Origin of the sequence: Lentzea sp. JNUCC 0626, assembly GCF_043632865.1 — a bacterium.
Classification (GTDB): domain Bacteria; phylum Actinomycetota; class Actinomycetes; order Mycobacteriales; family Pseudonocardiaceae; genus Lentzea.
This window is the reverse complement of the sequence record NZ_CP171636.1, coordinates 31,900-50,444: the sequence shown is the minus strand read 5'-3', so window position 1 is coordinate 50,444 and position 18,545 is coordinate 31,900. Positions and strand designations below refer to the sequence as shown.

The following is an 18,545-nucleotide window of genomic DNA, read 5'->3' as shown; positions in this document are numbered from 1 at the left end:
GGACATGATCGTCAGCACGAACATCCCCGGCACACGCGGCCGCGCGCCCCGCCGCCCCGCCGGGACGACGCTGTGGGCTTCCATCGACGTCGAATGGACCAAGAACTACCGCATCAAGAACGGGAACAAGCCGTTCTGCTACTCGGTGATCTACGCCGCGCTGCCCCGACACGCCGGTGCCTGCGTCGACCTGACCGAACTGCCCTTCACCTACACCAGCGTGTACATCGAGGACCCCGACGAGACCACCGCGCTGCTCGCCTCGGCCAACGACGCGGTCCGCACCGCGTTCGCCGCGGCCGACCACGTCACGGGCCACCAGTTCACCAGCGACCTCGGAGTCCTGAGCAACGCCAGCCCCGAACCACTGGAGGCCGTGGCCACCGCCCGCCAGAACTGGCTGAACCGCCGCGACGACGAGCTGCCCAAGCGCCGCGTCATCGACACCCGCTACGACACCGACCACGTGCTGACCTGCAAATCCCGCCGCCTGGTCGACGTCTGCACCGAACTGCGGCTCGACGTCACCCAGCCGGAACTGGGCAGCAAGTCCATGACCGCGCTGCACCGCGCCTACCTGGAAAAGGGCTCCGTCGAAGCGCGCGAGCGCGTCAGCGTGCTCAACCTGCGCCACAGCCTGTCCACCGCACTGGTCGCCTTCCGCGCCACCGGCCGGGCCGGTTGGAGCGGCACGCTCAACGTCAACCGGCTGCTGGCCGACCAGCTCGACGACGCCTTCTCCTGGCTCGGCCACCCCACCTTCACCGAACTGCTGTGAGAGAGGCCCCATGACGATTCGTGACTGCCGGGTTGCCGCGATCGACGGCACGCACGCCTCGGGCAAGACCACCCTCATTCACGCTCTGACTGCGCACCTCCGACGGCAGGGCGTGAACGTCGTCGCGATGGGTGAACCGGCCCGGACCAGCCCGTTCATGGAGGAGATCGTCATCCACAACCGCGGCACGTTCGACCTCGCCGCCGAGGTCGACGTGTTCGCCGCACATTTGCAGCTCCAGTTGCGCACCGCGCGCAACCACCAGCTGCTCATCGCCGACAAGACGATCGTCAACGTGCTGGCCTATGCCCGCATGCTGCTCGACGTCGCGCCCGGCAGCATCGACGCCGCGGTGCTCGACGCGATGGAGCACTTCTGCCGCGCCTGGGCGCCCACCTACGACGTCGTGTTCTTCACCCACGACCGCTACAGCCAGCCCACCGACGGCTTCCGGGCCAAGGTCGCCGGCTTGCAGGACACCGCCGCCGCTACGCTGCGCGAGCTCTACGACCGGCTCGACGTCCCGGTGCTCGACGTCCCGCTCGGGCTCGAAACCGACCAGCGCGTCGCCTGGATCACCCAGCGGGTCGCCGACGACGGCCTGCTCATCGCCGGATAGCCTGTGGCCTTCCACGCCGCCGACCAGCCAGGGATGACCACGACGTGCCCTACACCAGTTTCGTTGACGTCCTGCTCATCCTGGTCCGCGACGGGGAGGTCCTGCTCGCGCAGCGTGACGGCACCGGGTACGCGGACGGCGATTGGAACTTGCCGTCCGGCAAGCTCGAACTCGGCGAGGACCTAGTCGCCGCGATCATCCGCGAAGCCCGCGAGGAGATCGGCGTCGAGGTGGAGCGCGACGACCTGGAGATGGTCACCTCCGTGCACTACCTCAACCCCGAAGGCGACGCTCGGGTCGGCTTCTTCTTCCGCGCCCGTAGCTGGCGAGGCGAGCCGTACAACGCCGAGCCGCACAAGTGCTCGCAGATCGCCTGGTTCCCGATGGACGAGCTGCCCAGCAACACCGTGCCCTACACCCACGCCGGGGTGGAGCTGTTCCAACGCGGCGAGCCGTTCGGCCTGCAGGGCTGGCCGCACCCGGCCGTGCCCGCCCTCGCCGGGCGCTGAGACCCGGCACCCGGTGGTTCAGGTCGAGGACGTCTCCGGCCCGTCGGCCGGATCGGGACCGGGGAACGGCGTCCTGCGCCCCAGGACGGCTGAGTCGGGAGCCGGGCCGATGTCGACCGGCACGATCTTCTCCGCGCTGGCCAACGCCGTGGTGACCTCGGCGGCGTTGGTGATCCGTGCTCGGGAGAAGGCGACGTAGAGCGGGTCCACCGGCACCGGCACCTTCCCGACGGGCAGGGTCAGACCGACCATCTCGAAGTCGATCCGCCCGCCGTACCCGGTCTCGAGAAGGTCCATGTAGAGCCGTGCCTCTTCCGCGGTGCTGATCTGGTGGCACACCGTGGTGCTCAGCGGCATGGAGACCTCGTCGCCGCGTAGCAAGCCAGCCAGGATGGCGATGTTGCGTTCGTCGCGGCGTGACCAGCGGGCTGGCAGCGGGAGCACCACGTCGAGTTCGTCGCGGACGAAGACGAAGTCCCGCAAGGTGCGGGCGATGGGGGCGAAGTGCCCGGTGGGTTCGCGGGTCTGGGCGTCCAGGTCGATCTGCTCGGTGTCCAGCACCAGGATCATGCCGGGTGCCTGGTCCAGGGAGTCGAGCACGGTGACGGTGCGCAGCAGCGCCTCGGGGTCGACCGAGGCGGCGTGCTGGTCGTCCTTGGCTCCGTACTGCAGGAGCATCCCGACGTTCGATCCCTGCTCCGGGGCGGGGCGGTCGATCCGCAGCCGCAGCCGCAACATGCCGGTGGAGTCGGTGCCGTGCACGTACATGCCGAGAGAGCCCTCGGTGGCGTAGTGCAGGGTCAGGTGCAGCGGGCGCCCCGTCGCGCCGTCGCCGGTGCGGGCGCGCAGCGTGGCCGCGCGCGGGAACCCCGCGGTGACGCGCTGGTCGGGAAGCACCATCGCCACTTGCTCCCACGGAAGGTTCAGCGCGGTGATCGCCTCGTTGTCGACGCGGTTGATGTAGCCGGGCTCGATGACCGCGCCACTGCCGTAGTGCAGCGCGGCGGCGACGGCTTCGGTCACGGCGGACCCCGCCGGGTCGTCGACGACGTCGAGGTGGACCTCGATGCGCTGGGGCGGGCTGCCCGGCTTGAGGCGCACGAACACCGAGTTCTGTCCGCCGCGGGAGGCGAAGTCCAGGCCCCAGATCGGTGAGAGTTCGTCGGATCGGCTACGCAGGACGTCCAGGCGCTTGAGCAGGTCCGGCACCCCGCCGACCAGGCCGGCTTGTTCCTGGTGGAGTTCGCGCTGCATGTCGATCACCTCCTGGTGCGGGGTGGTCAACATGTACCGGGCGATGTCGGGCCGCTCGGCGAGCTTCAGCTCCAGCCAGCGCACATCGCGGAACACCATCTCGAACGAGCTGCGGTAACGGCCCTTCAGGCTGTTGAACCACTGCAAGTCCCCCGGTGTCGGGTGCACCGGGGCGACGAGCACCCACGAGGCGGTCTCGGTTCCGACGGCCCGCTTGAGGGAGCGGACGACCTGCGCGCGCTGGGACTTGCCCAGTTTCGTCCAGCTCTTGAACTCCACCGAGCGGCGGATGTCCTCGATCCAGGCGTCGCGGCCGCCATCGCCTCCGGAGCCGTTGATCGTGCGCACCCGGTCGCCGTACTCGGCGTGCATGAGCAGGTCGAACAGCTGCTCGGCCTTCTTCGGTGATTCGGCCAGTTCGTCCCAGGAGATCCGCACGGTCGTCATCCTGCCGCCGCCCGAGGCTCCCCCACGAACGGCGCACCGGTTCGGCGTGCACGCCGTGAAAATGCGTCACCCCCGGCGGGGGGGTGCCGGGGGTGCGCCTGTTGCGGTCTGCGGGAGAGCTGGGGGCCTCGCCCGCACGTGGTGGGCGGCATCTGGACGAGCCCGCCGAAGCGGGAACGCAGGAACTCCCTACAACAGTGGGGAACTGCCGACCACGTGGGTGCGAGGTTACTCCCTTGGCCCTGCGGATTTCTCACCGAAAGGTGTCTCGTCCGACTGAAGTTGTCGGCGTCCAGACCTAGTTGTCGGTGGGTGTCGGTGTCCGGAGGTTACTTGTCTGGGCACTCGCGCGCCGTCGTGGGCAAGATGAGGGACTGCTGACCCGAGAGGACCCCACTCCAACATGAGCACATTGACCGGCGAAGCCGCCGTTGTCGTCGGCGCGGCGTCCCGCAAGGGCGCCAAGGGCGACGTCCCCAAGGGCCACAACATGGACGCTCATGCGGTTGTCTACGGAGCCAATGGGATCACCGCAGCGGCCGTTGTCGATGGGATCGGCGACGACGAGCACGGCGCCAAGCTGATGCAGCTCGCCGCAGAGGTCGCAGCACGGTACGGCATCACCAAGGGCGGGCTCGCCGGCGTCCTGGCGGCCGTCGGCCTGTTCGAGGACCCCGGCATCTACACCCCTCCGGACGGCGTCCTTGTGCTCGCACTGGTCGAGCCCGGCCGCGACACCGTCATCGCCTGGGTGGGCGACTCCCACGCCTACGGCTGGGATGGCGAGAACCTGCACCTGCGGTCGGATCCGCACACGATGGGTCAGTTCCTGCGCCAGAACGGCGACGTCGACCTGGCCGTGCACCACGACAACTGGATCCGCGTCAGCCTGTCCACCGCGATGGTCCACTCAGTCGCGGTCTCGGAGATCCCCGGCGGCGAGACCGTGCTGTTGGTCTCGGATGGCCTCGATCTTCTGTCACGTGAGGAGCTCGCCGCGCTGCTCCGCGAACACCCCGAGGATCCGCAAGCCGTTGCCGATGCGATCGTGGCGGCCGCCCGGCCAGACGAGAAGGGCAGCCGTGACGACACCACGGCGGTCGTGCTCACGCAACTCTCGCCCACCGCGTAGACGCGTCCCGGCACAGTCCACGTTGTTCGACGCGATGCTCGAATCTGCCCCCACTGATTCCGCCAACTTCGAATGGAACGGACAGAAAGGGATGCGCGTTCCGCGTGCTGCGGCGTGATCGACGGGTCAGTAGCCGGGACGCGGGCCTTGTCCTGGACCGGGGCGGCGTGGGTCCTGGTCCGGACGCTGCTGCTGGGTGCGTCGTTGCTGTTCGGCTAGCCGGGCGGCGCGCTGACGGGCCTCCTCGGCGCGGGTCGCGGTCTGGTTCTTGGTCTCGGCGGGCACCGGGCCGGTCTTGTGCTGGGCGGCGGGCCGCTCGGTGGTTGCAGGCTTTTGCTGGCCGGTGGCGGCCGCGCGCTCGAGCTGGTCGCGAGCGCGGACCGCGGCCTGGTAGGCCGGGCGGGAGTCCCCGCCGGGCGGAGGCGTGCCGATCGGGTCCGGGCCGGTGACGCCGTGCTGTTCGCGGTAGGCGGCGATCGTAGTGACGTTGGCCAGGTAGCGGGCGCGCTGGGCCGCGCCGTCGGGCGCGGGTCCGAGCTGCTCGACCCAGGCGGGGCGGTCGCGGGCGGCTTCCCGGCCGAGCTCGACGACACGGGCACGGATGCGCTGGGCGTCGGCGACCGTTGCGGCGGCCAGGGAGCGGTCGCGTCCGTCCAGCGTCTCCGGCGCGGGCGGGGTGGGCAGCCAGCTGGGCCACATCGCGTCTCGGCGCCGCGCTGGTTCCGGTTGCGCGGGAGCCGGGTCCCCGGTGGCCGGGACCGGCGCCGGACGGGGTGCCAGCTGCGCGACGGTGCGTTCGTAGGACGGGACGAGGACGTCCAGCCGTGCGGGGGCCTCGGGCGGCGGCGGTACTTCGGCGGTCCGGGGCTGCGGCGGTTGGACCTGGTCGGGCTCGGGCGCACCGGCGGCGGCGCGGATGCGCGCGGCGGCGAACGCGCTGGGATTGTCGATCCGGGGCCGGATCACCATGTCGGGGTCGATGCTGCGCAGGACGGCGCGCGGGTCGTTCCCGGCCGCCGCCGCGGTGGCGAGGTTCTGGGCGACGGCCCCGAACGCGGAGCCGTTGACGACGCGCTCGACCGCCGGGTGCTGCCCCCATTCCTCGCGCAGCAGGTCGGCGGTGGCCGTGCGCTGGGTCTGCTCGGCGGCCTCGGCGCGGGCTTGGCGCTGGGCCTTGGTCAGCGGGCGGTGGCGGGGCGTCGTGGTTGCCGGGTCGGCGAGCGCGGCTTCCTTGACCAGTGCGGTGGTCAGGCGGCTGGCGTCGCGGACGTGCGGTGCGATCATCTCGTCGGGGTCGATGGCGCGGAGCAGGTCGCGGGGGTTGCCGCCGGCCTTGTCGACGCGGTCGAGCCAGGTGGCCAGGGTGCGGAACGCGGCACCGGTGGTGACGCGCTCGACGGCGGGGTGCTCGCCCCATTCCTGGCGCAGCAAGGACTCGGCCTTGGCGCGGCGCACGACCTCGGCGGCGTGGTTCTTGGCGCGGAACGCCTTCTTGCGCTCGATGTCCTCGGGGGTCATGGTGCGGCGGCCGGCCTGCGCGGCGGGCGTGGGCTGCGTCTTGGGCTGGGTGGGGTCCTCGAGGAGACCGAGGTCGACGAGCACGGGCGTGTCGTTGCGGTTGACCTCGGTGGCCTTGGCGCGGTCGACGAGCTTGGTGATGACCCGGCGGGTGCGCTCCCACGCGGTGCGGGGCAGGCCGAGCAGGTACTCGTCCTGGGAGCCCTCGACGTCCTTGCGGGCGAGGAACATCCACATGGCGAGCTTGTGGCGGGACGCGGCGACGAAGCTGCCGGGGTTGTCGGCTCCGGCCGCGCTGAACAGCACCGCCCCTCCCCTGCGCTGGCCGTCCGGTCCTTCCCAGGTCGCGCCGTCGGAGCCGACGGTCAGGCCCTGCGACTTGTGGATGGTGATGGCGTAACCGAGCTGCAGGCCGCCCTTGGCGACGAACTCCGGGCCGAGGACGGCGGACTCCATGACACGGCCGTCGCTGGTGGCGCGTTCCCACCGCACAGCGACGCTGCCGTCCGTGTTCACAGCGTCGACGACGCCGCGGTAGCCGTTGAGGACGTCGGGGCTGCCCTTCTGCCGCTCGTTGACCCGGACCATGACGTAGTCGCCTTCGTGCAGGGTCAGCGTCTTGCCGCCGGCGACGTCGTAGGTGCGGCCGACGCCGAGTTCACCGGCGACGGACCGCAGGGCCTGCGCGCCTTCGTTGAGCCGGTCGACCATCTCGTTCGTGGAGGCGACCATCAGTAGGCCGCGCTGCTCGACGAACGGGTTGGGCGCACCCTGGCGCTGGTCGATCCAGGAGGCGAGCATCGCGGCGGTGGCTTCCGGCCCGGTCTCGGTGACCACCAGGCGGTCGCGGTCAGCCCAAGAGGTGAGCGCCTCGCTGTAGTCGCCGCGCCGCCACGCGGCGATGGCGGCGCGTTCGTCGGCTTCGGACTGGCGCCGGTTCTGCACCAGCTCGCCGCCGTCGACCAGCTGGTGCACGACGCCGAAGGAGCTGCCGACGCCGACGCCGCGCAACTGCTTGGGGTCGCCGATCTCCAGGATCTTCGCGCCCGCGTCGGCGGCCGCGGTGTAGAGCCGGGCCCGGTCGCGGTCGTTGACCATGCCCGCTTCGTCGATGATCAGGACGTCCACGCCGCGCAGGCCGGGGCCGTTGTCCACGCGCCAGAGCCACTGCGCGATGGTGCGGCTGGGGATGCCGGACTCGGCCTGCAGCGTCTGCGCGGTCACGCCCTGGGTCGCGGCACCGGCGACGACCAGGCCCTCGGCTTCGTAGGCGGCGCGCACGGCGTCCATCAGGGTCGTCTTGCCCGCGCCGGGGCCGCCGACGAGCGCGTCGAGCTGGCGACCGGAGGTGGTGATGCGCAGCAGTTCCCGGCGCTGTTCGCCGGACAGCTCGAACCCACCGGCCGCCTCGATCGTGCCTGCCGCCATCTCCGCGGTGGCGCGGGTGACGCGGATGTTGGTCTGGTCGGGGTGGCTGGTCTGGGCGGCGGCGACGATGACTTGTTCGGCGTCGATGACGTCCTGGGTGGTGTAGAGCGCGGCGTTGGCCATGTGCCCGGCACCGAGCTGGCGGCGCTCACCGTTGGTGGGTTCGGGACCGGCCGCGGGCTCGGTCTTCTTGACCAAGCGGACGAACCCGGCGCGCTGGAGGACCTGGTCGGTGAGCTGCTCGATCTCGGCGTGCGTGCCGCCTGCGGGCAGAGAGTCGGCGACGGCGGCGAGCGCGTCCGCGCGGGAGAACCGGCGGGAGTGTGCGGTGAGCCCGGCGTCGACGTCCTGCAGCACGGTCGCGAGTTCGTCGAGGGTGGGCCGCGGGCTCGGCTGGGTCGTGACCGCACCGGTCGTGGGGCCGCCGCCGAACGCCTCGCGGGTGATCTGGTCGGGATCGAACCCGGCGTCGATGGCCTCCTGCCGCCAGTGCTCGGCCAGCGTCTCGTCGGAGGCGGAGGTGCTCTCGCCCTTGCGTTCGCGGGTCATCGACGCCGCGACCCGGCGCACGGCCTTGGTGGCTTCCTCGGGGCTGAACCCCATCTCGACCAGCGCTTTGTCGATGCCCTGGCCGCGCTTGCTGAACAGGCGGATGACCTCGTCGGGGATGGCGGCGATCTCCCACAGGCCGGTGCGTTCGCTGCGCCGGAACTCCATGCCGTACCGGCGGGTGAGCACGTCACGGACGGCAGCCTGGAGGAGCTTGTCGACCACGGGAGCGTGCCGCATCAGGTCGCGGCCGCCGGCGGCGATCGTGGACCACTTGCCGTCCTCGCCCTTGGTCATGTTGGCGATCGTGTAGTGCACGTGCCAGTGAGGATCCCCCACCGCGGCGCCGTCGACGGGGCGGGCGGTGCGGTGGAACATCGCCCAGCCGGAGAAGCCGTTCCCGGCCACCACGTCGGCGGTCTGACCGTCGCCGTGGTGCCCGCGCATCCCGTACGCGGCCACGCCCTCCAGCCAGCCGAACGTCTCCATCGCCTTGTCGCCGTAGATGGCGTCGAGCTCGGCGCGGGTCTCGTCGTCGACCAGGCCGTAGGCGGCGCGGAAGCTGCCCTCCAGGGTGAGCGTGGCGTCGTAGGCGAGGTTGCCGACGATGACCCGGTTGTCGACCTGTTCCTGGGTGCCGTCGGGGTGGGTGACGGTCTTGGTCAGCCGGGAGACGGCGTCGGTGAAGGTGTCCTCGCCCCACACCTCGTCGGGTGTGAGTCCGGCGGCGTCGGCGAGTTGTCCGGCGTGGTCGGCGCGCAGTACCGCGGCTTCGCCCTCACGGTCCACGGCGCGCTGAGCGCGGGCGAACATCGCGCGCATCCGGCCGCTGGTGAGCACCTCCTCGATGGGCACGTCGGCCTCGTTGGAGATGCCCTCGATCATGCGGACCAGCGGGGCGAGCGAGAGTTTCGCGTCGCGCGGGACGCCCTTCTTGTGGGCGACGAGCTGCTCGCCGGTGATCGGGTGGTAGCCGGCGACCAGGGCGCGGGCCATGTCGAACTGCTCGGGCGTGAGCTCGCTGCCAGCCTCGATTCCGAGGTCGGCCAGGCCGTTGCCGACCCACATCAGGGGGCGCTCGCGCTCGTCGGTGTGGTAGTCGAGCTGCGCGTCGCTGATTCCTTCGACGAGACAGCCGTGTCCCAGGCCGAGCCGGTAATCAACTTGAGCCGGGTCGGACCCAATTGGCGTTACCCACGCCATCCAGTCACCTCCCCCAAGGTGAGCTGGGAAAACGATCCCCCTAAGATCATTCTCCCCGTATCGCGTAGCGATACCTTAGCTCAAAGTTGTTGATCTTGTGGGCGGTTTTTTCGCCCACAAGGCCCGCGAAGCGGGCAGAGCACTGTCGGCCGTCAGGCCGTCCGTTGTCCCTTCACCTCGCCAGCGGCGAGGTGGTGGCCGCATCGCGGCCACGCGCGCTCGCGCCGCGAGCGCGGTGTGTCGGCGCATCGCGCCGACACACGAGGACAGGCGGCCGTCAGGCCGTCCGTTGTCGTTCCGCGCTGCAAGCGCGGAGTGCGGGGCGTCGGGGCGGACCGAAGGCGGCCGCTTTGGCGAGGCAAGGCTCGGCGTCAGCCGACCGCGAAGCGGCTTGGCCTTGCCCGCCGCGGCTGGCCTGCAGGGCCGACGCGGCGTCCCGCACAAGGGGCAGTCGGCCGAAGGCCGTCCGCTTGGAAACCGTCAGGTGCTGGCTGGCGGTGGTCGGCGGGAACTCGGTGTGCTGTCGGCCGTACGGCGAGGTGGTGGTGCGTTGCCGTCAGGTGATCCCGAGAGGTGGAAACCGTCAGGCCGTAGGCGCGTTCAGCAGCACGTGGGCCGGAGTGGTCGCGTGGGTTTGTGGGTCGTGAGTGGGCTGGGAGTTGGGAGATGCGTCGGCGGGAGCGACGCAGCCGGACCGGGCTGGGACGTCGTCGATGAAGGCTTGTGGCTTTTGTCGTAGGCGGCTGCGTACAGGTGGTGAGCTGCGGTTATCGAATGCAGGGCGGTGACCGCTCGGGTTAGCGTGGTTGACGTAAGGGGAGAACTTCGATCTTCGGGGGAGGTCGACGTGCCATCAGCACGTGAGATCCGAGCAAAGCTACGCAAGAAGGAAGCCGACGAGCGGCGTAAGCGCGAGGACGCTGTGGTCACCGCGGCTGAGGCTGCGGCGACAGCGGTCAAGGCGCGGGCGGACAACGACGCCGCGTTGCGCGAGGCGTTCGAGGCCGCGCTCAAGACGGGCGGGGACTCGGCTCGCGCGGCGACGCTGCGGGAGACGTTCGAGGCGGCGCTGGCTGACAGCCCGCAGGTGGTCGAGGCGGAACGGGCTGCGGGCCGCGCGGTCATCGCCGCGACGGCATTCAAGGTCACGCAGGTCGAACTGGCCGAGTTGACGGAACAGCGCGTGGAGGACTTGCGGCGCTGGGCGCAGATGGCGAAGCAGGACGAGCCGGGCAGCGGTCCGGCGGTGGGCGGTGAGGAGTCGGGGCAGAAGTCGCCGGCGCGTCCGGTGGCTACCGGGTTCGCCGTGGTGTCCCAGCCGGAGGCGAGCGTGGCGCGCGCGGACGACCCGGTCGTCGGCGACGTCGCGGCTGCGGGCTAGACCGTGAAGAGCGCGGTCTGGGCGGGGTCGATGCGCATGAGGACTTCTTTCACGCGGGCCTCGTCCCAGCCGTTCTTGACGGCGTTGCGCAGTTGGTTGGACCGTTCGGCTCGTTCGCGCCGGTTGAGTCCGGACCACTTGCGGCGCCACCAGCCGCTGCCTCCGCCGCGGCCCTTGTGGGCCATGCGGCGGAGGTTCTCGGCTTGGGTGCTCGGCCAGATGTGACCGAGGACGGGGTCCGGGTCGGCGTAGCAGCACAGCGGGTTGTCGCAGTCGATGTGCTCGATGACCTGGCCGTAGGCGACAGCGATCCCGAGCTTCCAGGCGACGGCGTAGCGGTGCGGCTTGACCGTGTACTCGTGTCCGCCGCGGGTGATCGAGAAGCGGCCGTAGCCGTCGTCGCCGACAGCGCCGCGCCACAGCGAGCACATCGGGCTGGGTGTCCCGTTGGCGGCCGTGGGCGGGACGACGACCTTGTCGCGGAAGCGTTCGATCTCGTCGGCGTGGTCCTCGGGGTCGACGACGAGTTCGAGCAGGGGTGGCTTGCGCTTGCGGCCGGTGGGCTTGCCCTGCTCCGGGGTCGTCATGGGCCGAGGGTAGGTCAGCACCCCGACAGTTTCAGTGCATCGCCTGGTCGGCGGGCCGGGAACGCGGTCTCGTGTTCCCGGCCGGTCGACGCGTCAGATCGGTCGTCCGTCGCAGTCGACGAGCTCGCCGTTGCCGTCGAGGTGCGGCTGCCAGCAGTCGGCGTGGACGTCCTCGTCCTCGTCGCCTTCGTCGTCATCCTCCGGCGGTTCGGCGCAGGCGTGGCACAGCAGCCGGCCATCGGGAGTCCGGATGAAACCGTTGTCGAGGGCGTGCTGGGTGGCCTCGCGTTCGGTTGTCTCCCGCTCCTGCGGGGCGTCGTTGTTGACCTCGAAGGGTGCCGGGATGGCGACGCCCGCGTCTCCGGCGCCGTCGCCGCACTCGTCGCACTCGATCCAGACGCCGTACTTGATGGCCATGCCTGTGCTTCTCCTGTTCGTCGCGGTGGCCGTGTGTTCGGTCGGCGGAAACGCCGGCACCGGGGGGACGGTCCCGGTGCCGGCGTGTCTCGGTGCGGCTCAGGCCACGGCGGCCAGCTGCTCGCGGTTGTGCTCGTGGCCCTGCTCCTCGCGGGTCTTGCTGGTCTTGGTGACCACGGCGGTGGCGAACCGCAGGCTGACCGCGACATCGAGGGCTTCGAGCTTGTCGCGCTTCACCGGGTACTCGGACCCGGCCGGGGTGAAGCTGTCGTCCAGCAGTCGGCCGGTGACGGTGACCGCCATGCCCTTGCTGATGGTGTTCTGGGCGTTGACGGCGAGCTCGCGGTAGGCCACCACGGTCTGGAACCGGGGGCGCGAGATCCACCTGTTCTTGTTCTTGTCGAAGTAGCCGTTGTCGACGGCCATGTCGAAGCTGAAGATGGTCTCGCCCGAGCGGGTGTTGCGGGTCTCGTGGACCTTGCTGACGTTGCCGGTGAAGGTGATCTCGTTCATGGTCTGGCTCCCTGGTGCTCGGTGTCGGTGGAACGCGGCTCTGCCTCAGCGGGCCGTGGAGGGGTCCGAGCGACAGCGAGGAGCGCCGGGGGTTCGGCTCCGCCGACCGGTGTGAGATCGCGCGGAGCGCGACCCCGGAGGGGCTTGTCTCACCCGGTCGGTGCGGGCCGGTTCATCGGCGCCGAAGCCCTTCCGCGGTCTGCTGACCTCCGGGCGGTCCACTGGCTCCGGGCGCGGGATCAGATGTGAACGAGCGCCGGTCGCCGTGTGCGGCGGCGGGGCGCGACCGGCAACTGGTTGGCGGTCTCGTAGTCCCTCGGGGTTGGCGGCGCTGGCGGAGCTCGGCAGGGGCCTGGGCGACGTCGCCGGGGCGGTCCGGGCTGGCCTGGGTGCTCGATGCGGCGCGGAGGTGTCAGCGCCGGCGGATTCGGTACCGCGCTCGGCGCGGCGGACGACCGAACCTGCGCGGGTGCGGCCGGTACGGTGCGACGGGTCCGGTCCGGGTGGCGGGGTGGTCGTGCGGATGTTCGGCGCGTGGTCTGCGGGCTTGGCGCGCGGAGCGGGCGGAAGTAGCAGCCGGGTTGGCGGGTGGCGGCAGGGTTGCCGACCGTGCAGGACAGTTGCGGCCAGCACGGTCGGCGATTGGCCGTTTCACTGCGATGAGGTGAGCAGCCACCGCGGGCTCGGGTTGTGCGGCGCGAGGCCGAGGTGGCCCGCGGCGGTGGTGAGCCGTTCGTCCCACCGTTCGGCCGTGCGTCGGCGGTCGAGGTCGAGCAGGTCGACGGCTGTCGGGGTGTCGTAGAAGGCGGTGGTGGCGTGTGCGGTGAGGATGAAGGACGGGGCCACTTCCCAGCTGTACCGCTCGATGTGAACGCCGGCGTGCTCGGCGGCGAGCTCGTGCAGGTCGTCGAGATCTGGGTCGGCGTGGATGCCGAGGGCGGCGAGCAGGTGCCGGTGGGCCTGGTCGGCGAAGTCGGCGACGTCGGCGCGCGCGGCGGCCGGGTCGTACCAGGCGAGGCCGGGGCCGGTGGCGTCGGCGGTGGTGAGTTGCCACGGCTTGTCGCCGCCGCCGAGGTCGTGGCCGTAGAGAAGTGAGCCGCTGGTCGTGATGGTCATCGCCGGTGTGCTCCTTGACCTGATCGGGACGCCGGGCGACGCGGCCGTGGTGGCCGCGCCGCCCGGTGAGGTGGCGGGTGGTCAGGCGTTGGCGCTGTCGGCCTGGTGCTCGGGCTCGACGCGGCCGGTGGCCGACCAGCGCGTCACGGCGTTGGCCTCTTCCGGGGTGCGGAGGGGCGCGCAGGCGCGGTCGTCGTCGAGCGCTTCCCACAGCTCGTCGGGGATATGCGCGTGGTCGCGGACGAGGTCGATGACCTGGTCGGCGTACGGCAACTGCCCGCGGGCGCAGCCCTCCCAGAGCACGAAGTTCGGGTCGTCGCCGGTCTCCTTGTAGACCTGCGCGAAGAAGGTGCTGAGCATCCGGTCGTGGCCGATCATGACGACGTCGGCGGTCTCGGGGTTCTTGGGCGTGAGGAAGTGCTGGGTCATCGGCGCGTGGCCTCCCGTGCGCTGGTGGTCGAGCTGACGGGCCGTGGCCTCAGCACGCCGGGTGGGGGTCCGCGCTCGCGCGGACGCGCAAGCCGGGAGGCTCGTCCGGCCGATGGGTGGACCGCGTGTTCGGTCCGGCGGCCGGGCTGGCGGGGTGACGGCGCGGTTCACTCGGGCGGACGTGCCGGAGGTTTGCGCGCTTGCCCTCGCCCGGTGTGCTGACCTCGTGCGTCAGCTGACCGCCGGTGCCGGTGGGGCGGTGCCGATGGCTTGGGCCGCTGGGCCGCGACCCCGGCGTCTCGGCCGGGATGGCGGTGACCGGGGTGTTCTCGCCGCAGGTTCCGGGGTGCGCGGGCGGCGGCGCGGCGGCGACCGGGCCGACGACGTCGGCGTGTCCGCTGGTGGCGAGAGGTGTGGTGCGGCGGAGGGCCGGGCGGCCGGGTCGTGGCGGTGGTCGCGGAGCGCCGAAGGCGTGGAGCGTGCGTGCGCGGCGCCCCCAGGCGCCGCGCACGCCGAGAAGGGAGCAGCCGGGTGGAGGCGCCCCAGGGCGCCGGAGCCCGGCTTCGACGCGCGCCGGAGGCGGGCCGGGCGGGCGGGTGGGCGCGGGGAGCACGAGGGGGCGCGAGCCCCCTCGTATCGGCGTGGCCGGCTCGATGCCGGCCAGGCCGATTCTTCGCGAACCGGCGGCCGGGCGCGGTGCTCGCGCCCGGCGGTCGGTGCCGTGATCAGCCTTCGACGAGACGGCGAACGGCGTTCAGCACGCGGAGAACCTTGGTGTTGCGCTCGCCGCGCGCGAAGGTGTCGCGGTTGTAGTCCTCGAACCACACGCGGGCGGCGGCGGCGACGGCCTCGGGGGTGAACCGCTGGCCCTGGCGCAGCTTCCACGCGCCGTTGAGACCGACTCGGATCTGATCGTCGGACAGTCCCTCGCGGATGCTCCACTGAACGGCCATGCGGACGTCACCGGGGAGCGGCTTGGGCGCGTTGGCCTTGGCGGCCTTCTTGGCCTCGTGTGCGGCGGCTTCGACCTTGCAGGTTTCGGAGCAGAACTCGGCCCCGGCGAGGGTGGAAATGTTGGTGTCGCAGTTGCCGCAGACGCGCACGCCGTCGTGGACGCCCGGCTTTTCGGCGCCTCGGGTGGGGACGGACGTGGTCGGGGTGGCCGGTGCGGTGACCAGGGCGACGGCTCCGCCGTCCTTGCAGTCCTGGCACATGCCCTTCAGCTTCGCGTCACGCTGCTCCATGATCGAGCGCTCCAGCAGGCACGCGGTGCAGAACCGGGTGGGGTTGGCCGCGAACGGGGAGCGACGGGAGCGGACCTTGCGGGTGACGGTGCTGGTGGTCATTGTGTGTTCCCTTGGATTCGTGGTGTCCGGAGTTTGGCGGCTCCGGCGGGGGTTTTTCTCTGTCCCCCTGACAAGCTCAATATTACCAACATTACCAACCTTACGGAAGTGAATCGGCCGGATTTCCGGTCACGTTTTTATATCGACGCCCGCTAGGGGCGTCGATATTTCCACCCACAAGTGGGGGGCCTTGGTGATTCATTCCGTCGGCCTGGCTGAGCGTCCATCACAGGTTGTCAAGGGGGTCAACACCAGGGCGCTTTTCCCTGGTGTTGACCCCCTTGACGGCCTGTGATAGCTCTTTGGCCAGGCTGACGGAATGAATCGCCTTGGCCCACCACGTACCGCAACATTCCCTCCCCGATCCATTCCCGAGTGCCTGCCTGGGGTCCGGGGGCGGCGAGCGCCCCGGAATACCACAACGAAACCGACAGCCGGAGAACTAACGGAAGGAAAACTTCAGCCGCCCGCAATTAATAGGGCTGCATTTATTCCGCTAATTCTTTTCAGTGCACGGGCGGGCCGCTCGCGTACTTGCGACCCGCGTCTCTCGCGGCTGGGGACCGGGGCCGGCCGGAACGGGTCCGACCGGCCCCGGCGGTGTCAGGCGGGCAGGCGGCGCACGCAGGCGCAGGTGTCGGTGTCTCCGCCGTGCGGAAGTCGCGACACCGCCTCGACCAGGCCCTCGCCGTGACAGCGCGGGCAACCGCGGCGGGCGAAGAACCTCGACCGGCTCTCGTCGCTGAAGAAGTCCAGGTGCACCCACCGGCTTTCCTCGCCGGGTGCCGGGATGAACACGGCCTGCTGGAAGGTGGTCAGCGCCTGAACCGCGACCGGGTCGAGCAAGTCCACGCGCCACTCCCCGTCCTCCTCGGTCCAGCCGAGGTCTTCGGGTTCGCCGAACCCGAGGGCGTAGGCCAGGTGCTGCTCGGCGCGGGCGCGCACCATCTGCCACTCCTCGCCGTGCGGACTGCGCCATTCCTCCAGCCACGGCGGCGGGGTGAGCGCCGGGATGGTGGCGTCGGAGCGGACCGCGGTCACGGTCGGGCCGACCGGCTTGTCCCACCGTGTGCTCAGGTCCAGCAGCAGGGCCTTGGCGCGGGGGACGGCGGCGCGGACCTGGCGGGTGATGTCCAGCAGCCGCAGCGGGTAGAGGTCGCGGGCGGCCCGGTCACGGGCGGCGTCGGCCTCGCTGAGGTAGTTCTCCAGCACGTCCGGAACGAGTTCGAGCATGACGGGCGGTCCTCCAGGTGGGTGGTGGATGGGGCCCCGTGCCCGGCCGGGTCGGTCCGGCCGGGCACGGGCGGCGGGTCAGACGCCCAGCAGGAGGGCCACGAGCACGACGAACAGGGTGTTGATCAGCATCAGCAGCCAGATGAAGCCGACGAGGGCGAGGGAGATCAGCGCGGCGCGCTTCCACGACTGGGGACCGCCGAACAGGGTGGGGTTGTGCCGGATCAGGAGGGTGAACAGGGCGGCCAGCAGGGCGGAGATGATCAGAAGGGCGAGGACGGCGATCAGGACGAGCAGGGCGAAGGGCATGACGGAACTCCCGTGGTGAGGGGTGGATGTGGGGACGGCCCTCGGAGCGGGCCGGGCGGTGATCGCTCGCTCAGGCGCTGAAGACGGCGACGAAGGCGATCAGGAAGGCCAGGCGCCAGGAGAGCCTGTGGCCGCAGAGCCGGATGACGAGCTTGATCAGGGCGCCCAGGACGAGGGCGCCAACGACCTTGGCGAAGAACTCCACGACCGGCTCACCACTCGCCGGTGTCGGCGGCCAGTTCGGCGGCGAGGCGGTCGTTGAGGGCGTCGTGGTCGGTGAACTCGCGCCAGTTGGTGGTGCTGGTGAGGGTCTGCGGGTCCATCGGGGCCTCCTGGGGCTGGGGTGTCTGTGGAACGCGGCCCTGGCCTCAGCACGCCGGGTGGGGGTCCGCGCTCGCGCGGACGCACAAGCCCGGAGGCTCGTCCGGTCGATGTGGACCGCGCGAACGTCACCGCCGGCCGACGACGACACCGCAGCGCGCGGTTCATCTCGACCGGATGGGCCGGAGGGTTTGTGCGCTCGCCCCCGCCCGGTGTGCTGACCTCCGGGCGGTCCACGGGCGCTCCAGCCCTCGGGACCCGGTGGGCGCGTGGGCCCGGAGGCGACAGGTACGCGAGGGCGCCGGCCACGGCGACCGGACCGGTTGACGTCCGCGCTGGAAGCGAGCTCGATGTGACGGCCGCGACGCGGTCGTCGAGAACGTCGGCGGGTGCGCTGCGCGCCGCGCAGCACACCCGCCGGTGGGGTGGCACCCGCGCTACCGGCGGCTACGCACCCAGGACGCCCCGGTTTGCCGGGGCAGGATAGGTGGTCAGCCGGACAGGTCGATCACGCGCGGGTTGTTGCGGCCGCGGGCGATGCCGTTGCCGATGTGGTGCAGCGCTTCGTTCTCGGTCCACCTGTCCACGCCGACGTGGACCCGGGCCGCGAGCAGCAGGGCCTCGACGGCCACGGCCTCGTCGAGTACCTCGGCGCCGACGAGCTCGCCGAGCTTGGCAGCGGCCTTGAAGGTGATGTCCGCGCGGGTGCCCGAGCCGGCGCGGGCGACGCGGTCGGCTTCCTCGTCGAGCGCCTTCTGCACGTAGGCGTCGATGCGCCGGCCTGTCGAGAGGCGGACGGGTTCGCGTTCGGGCAGCGGCGGCGGGGTCAGCGGGGTGATCAGCCACTGCGGAAGCGGCGCTAGCGGGACGTCGCGGGAGATCCGGTAGTACCGGGGCTTGCCGTTGATCCTGCGCACCGATCCTGCGGCGACGATGTAGCCGCCGGAAGCACGCACGTCGAGGTAGGGCCCGAGTCCGCGGCCGGCAGCACCGGCGGTGTTGCGCAGTTCGACGCCCGGTGGGGCTTCGAGGTACCTGTGTTCGCTGTCGCCGGGTGAGGTCACCGTGTAGGTGTCCATGGGATCAGGCTGGCCGGCGCGCTCGGCGAGAATGCGCAGGACGTCGCGACCATGTGTGAGGTCGAGGTCAGCCCAGTCCTCCGGCGGTGGCGCGCCATGAACGGTGTCCAGGTCGAGCACGACCAGTCCGGCGGGGCCGCAGGCCACACCGACGTTGTATGGCGCGGCTTCCCACCAGGCGGCGATCTCGGCCTCGTCGCGGGTCGCGCGGTTCTCCCAGTCCTTGACCGCGGGCCTTTTGGAGAACGGGTAGAGCGGGAACACGGGCCATCCGCGACGGGCAGCGGCCAGCGCGGCCTCCAGCCGGGGCCGGGTGACCGGTTGTCGTTGGGTGGAACGTCTCCTGATCGGTGTGGTGGTCATGGTCGAAATCCCCC

Annotated in this window: 18 protein-coding genes; 5 read left to right on the top strand and 13 right to left on the bottom strand. The window is 71.1% G+C overall.

The window, feature by feature from the left end; genetic code table 11:
* Positions 1-4: 4 nt before the first annotated feature.
* Genes JNUCC0626_RS49795 through JNUCC0626_RS49785 form a run of 3 tightly spaced genes read left to right on the top strand, consistent with a single transcriptional unit; the run spans position 5 to position 1,906 of the window.
* Positions 5-778 carry a hypothetical protein gene (locus JNUCC0626_RS49795; RefSeq protein WP_394622443.1) on the top strand — a complete coding sequence of 258 codons (774 nt, stop codon included), beginning with the start codon at positions 5-7 and terminating at the stop codon, positions 776-778.
* Positions 779-788: 10 nt separating this feature from the next.
* Entirely contained in the window at positions 789-1,397 is a 609-nt protein-coding gene (locus JNUCC0626_RS49790; protein ID WP_394622442.1) for an AAA family ATPase, read from the top strand.
* Between the two features lie 44 nt (positions 1,398-1,441).
* A complete protein-coding gene (locus JNUCC0626_RS49785; RefSeq protein ID WP_394622441.1) occupies positions 1,442-1,906 on the top strand; it encodes an NUDIX hydrolase in 465 nt (154 codons plus the stop codon).
* Between the two features lie 18 nt (positions 1,907-1,924).
* Here JNUCC0626_RS49785 and JNUCC0626_RS49780 read toward each other — a convergent pair whose 3' ends face one another.
* On the bottom strand, positions 1,925-3,598 hold the full coding sequence (locus JNUCC0626_RS49780; RefSeq protein WP_394622440.1) for a hypothetical protein: 1,674 nt from the start codon (positions 3,596-3,598) through the stop codon (positions 1,925-1,927).
* 412 nt (positions 3,599-4,010) lie between these two features.
* Here JNUCC0626_RS49780 and JNUCC0626_RS49775 point away from each other — a divergent pair, with 412 nt between their 5' ends.
* Complete coding sequence (locus JNUCC0626_RS49775) at positions 4,011-4,739, top strand: hypothetical protein (protein WP_394622439.1); 729 nt, start codon at positions 4,011-4,013, stop codon at positions 4,737-4,739.
* 126 nt (positions 4,740-4,865) lie between these two features.
* On the opposite strand, the gene mobF is transcribed toward JNUCC0626_RS49775, so the two are convergent.
* Positions 4,866-9,437 (bottom strand): MobF family relaxase, encoded by a 4,572-nt coding sequence (gene mobF, locus JNUCC0626_RS49770; protein WP_394622438.1) that lies wholly within the window; start codon positions 9,435-9,437, stop codon positions 4,866-4,868.
* A gap of 847 nt (positions 9,438-10,284) precedes the next feature.
* Between mobF and JNUCC0626_RS49765 the strand changes: the two genes are divergently transcribed.
* On the top strand, positions 10,285-10,818 hold the full coding sequence (locus tag JNUCC0626_RS49765) for a hypothetical protein (protein ID WP_394622437.1): 534 nt from the start codon (positions 10,285-10,287) through the stop codon (positions 10,816-10,818).
* Here the strand turns inward: JNUCC0626_RS49765 and JNUCC0626_RS49760 are convergent.
* The 11 genes from JNUCC0626_RS49760 to JNUCC0626_RS49710 all read right to left on the bottom strand — a co-directional run bounded on the left by JNUCC0626_RS49760 (position 10,815) and on the right by JNUCC0626_RS49710 (position 18,531).
* On the bottom strand, positions 10,815-11,405 hold the full coding sequence (locus tag JNUCC0626_RS49760) for a hypothetical protein (protein ID WP_394622436.1): 591 nt from the start codon (positions 11,403-11,405) through the stop codon (positions 10,815-10,817). The two genes, JNUCC0626_RS49765 and JNUCC0626_RS49760, sit on opposite strands and share 4 nt — an antisense overlap.
* Before the next feature lie 93 nt (positions 11,406-11,498).
* On the bottom strand, positions 11,499-11,822 hold the full coding sequence (locus JNUCC0626_RS49755) for a hypothetical protein (RefSeq protein ID WP_394622435.1): 324 nt from the start codon (positions 11,820-11,822) through the stop codon (positions 11,499-11,501).
* A gap of 99 nt (positions 11,823-11,921) precedes the next feature.
* Positions 11,922-12,335, bottom strand: coding sequence for a single-stranded DNA-binding protein (locus JNUCC0626_RS49750; protein WP_394622434.1), 414 nt, complete (start codon positions 12,333-12,335; stop codon positions 11,922-11,924).
* Between the two features lie 651 nt (positions 12,336-12,986).
* Positions 12,987-13,451: a hypothetical protein gene (locus JNUCC0626_RS49745; protein ID WP_394622433.1), complete on the bottom strand. Its 465-nt coding sequence runs from the start codon at positions 13,449-13,451 to the stop codon at positions 12,987-12,989.
* 81 nt (positions 13,452-13,532) lie between these two features.
* Positions 13,533-13,880 (bottom strand): hypothetical protein, encoded by a 348-nt coding sequence (locus tag JNUCC0626_RS49740; RefSeq protein ID WP_394622432.1) that lies wholly within the window; start codon positions 13,878-13,880, stop codon positions 13,533-13,535.
* Between the two features lie 49 nt (positions 13,881-13,929).
* Positions 13,930-14,391: a hypothetical protein gene (locus tag JNUCC0626_RS49735; RefSeq protein WP_394622431.1), complete on the bottom strand. Its 462-nt coding sequence runs from the start codon at positions 14,389-14,391 to the stop codon at positions 13,930-13,932.
* Positions 14,392-14,605: 214 nt separating this feature from the next.
* Entirely contained in the window at positions 14,606-15,226 is a 621-nt protein-coding gene (locus tag JNUCC0626_RS49730; protein ID WP_394622430.1) for a hypothetical protein, read from the bottom strand.
* Between the two features lie 603 nt (positions 15,227-15,829).
* The gene (locus JNUCC0626_RS49725; protein ID WP_394622429.1) at positions 15,830-16,459 is read right to left on the bottom strand and encodes a hypothetical protein; all 630 of its coding nucleotides are present in this window, start codon (positions 16,457-16,459) and stop codon (positions 15,830-15,832) included.
* 78 nt (positions 16,460-16,537) lie between these two features.
* On the bottom strand, positions 16,538-16,768 hold the full coding sequence (locus JNUCC0626_RS49720) for a hypothetical protein (RefSeq protein WP_394622428.1): 231 nt from the start codon (positions 16,766-16,768) through the stop codon (positions 16,538-16,540).
* A 70-nt stretch (positions 16,769-16,838) separates the two neighbouring features.
* Positions 16,839-16,973 (bottom strand): hypothetical protein, encoded by a 135-nt coding sequence (locus tag JNUCC0626_RS49715; RefSeq protein ID WP_394622427.1) that lies wholly within the window; start codon positions 16,971-16,973, stop codon positions 16,839-16,841.
* A 607-nt stretch (positions 16,974-17,580) separates the two neighbouring features.
* Positions 17,581-18,531, bottom strand: a complete 951-nt coding sequence (locus JNUCC0626_RS49710) for a bifunctional DNA primase/polymerase (RefSeq protein ID WP_394622426.1) — start codon at positions 18,529-18,531, stop codon at positions 17,581-17,583.
* Between the last annotated feature and the right edge of the window lie 14 nt (positions 18,532-18,545).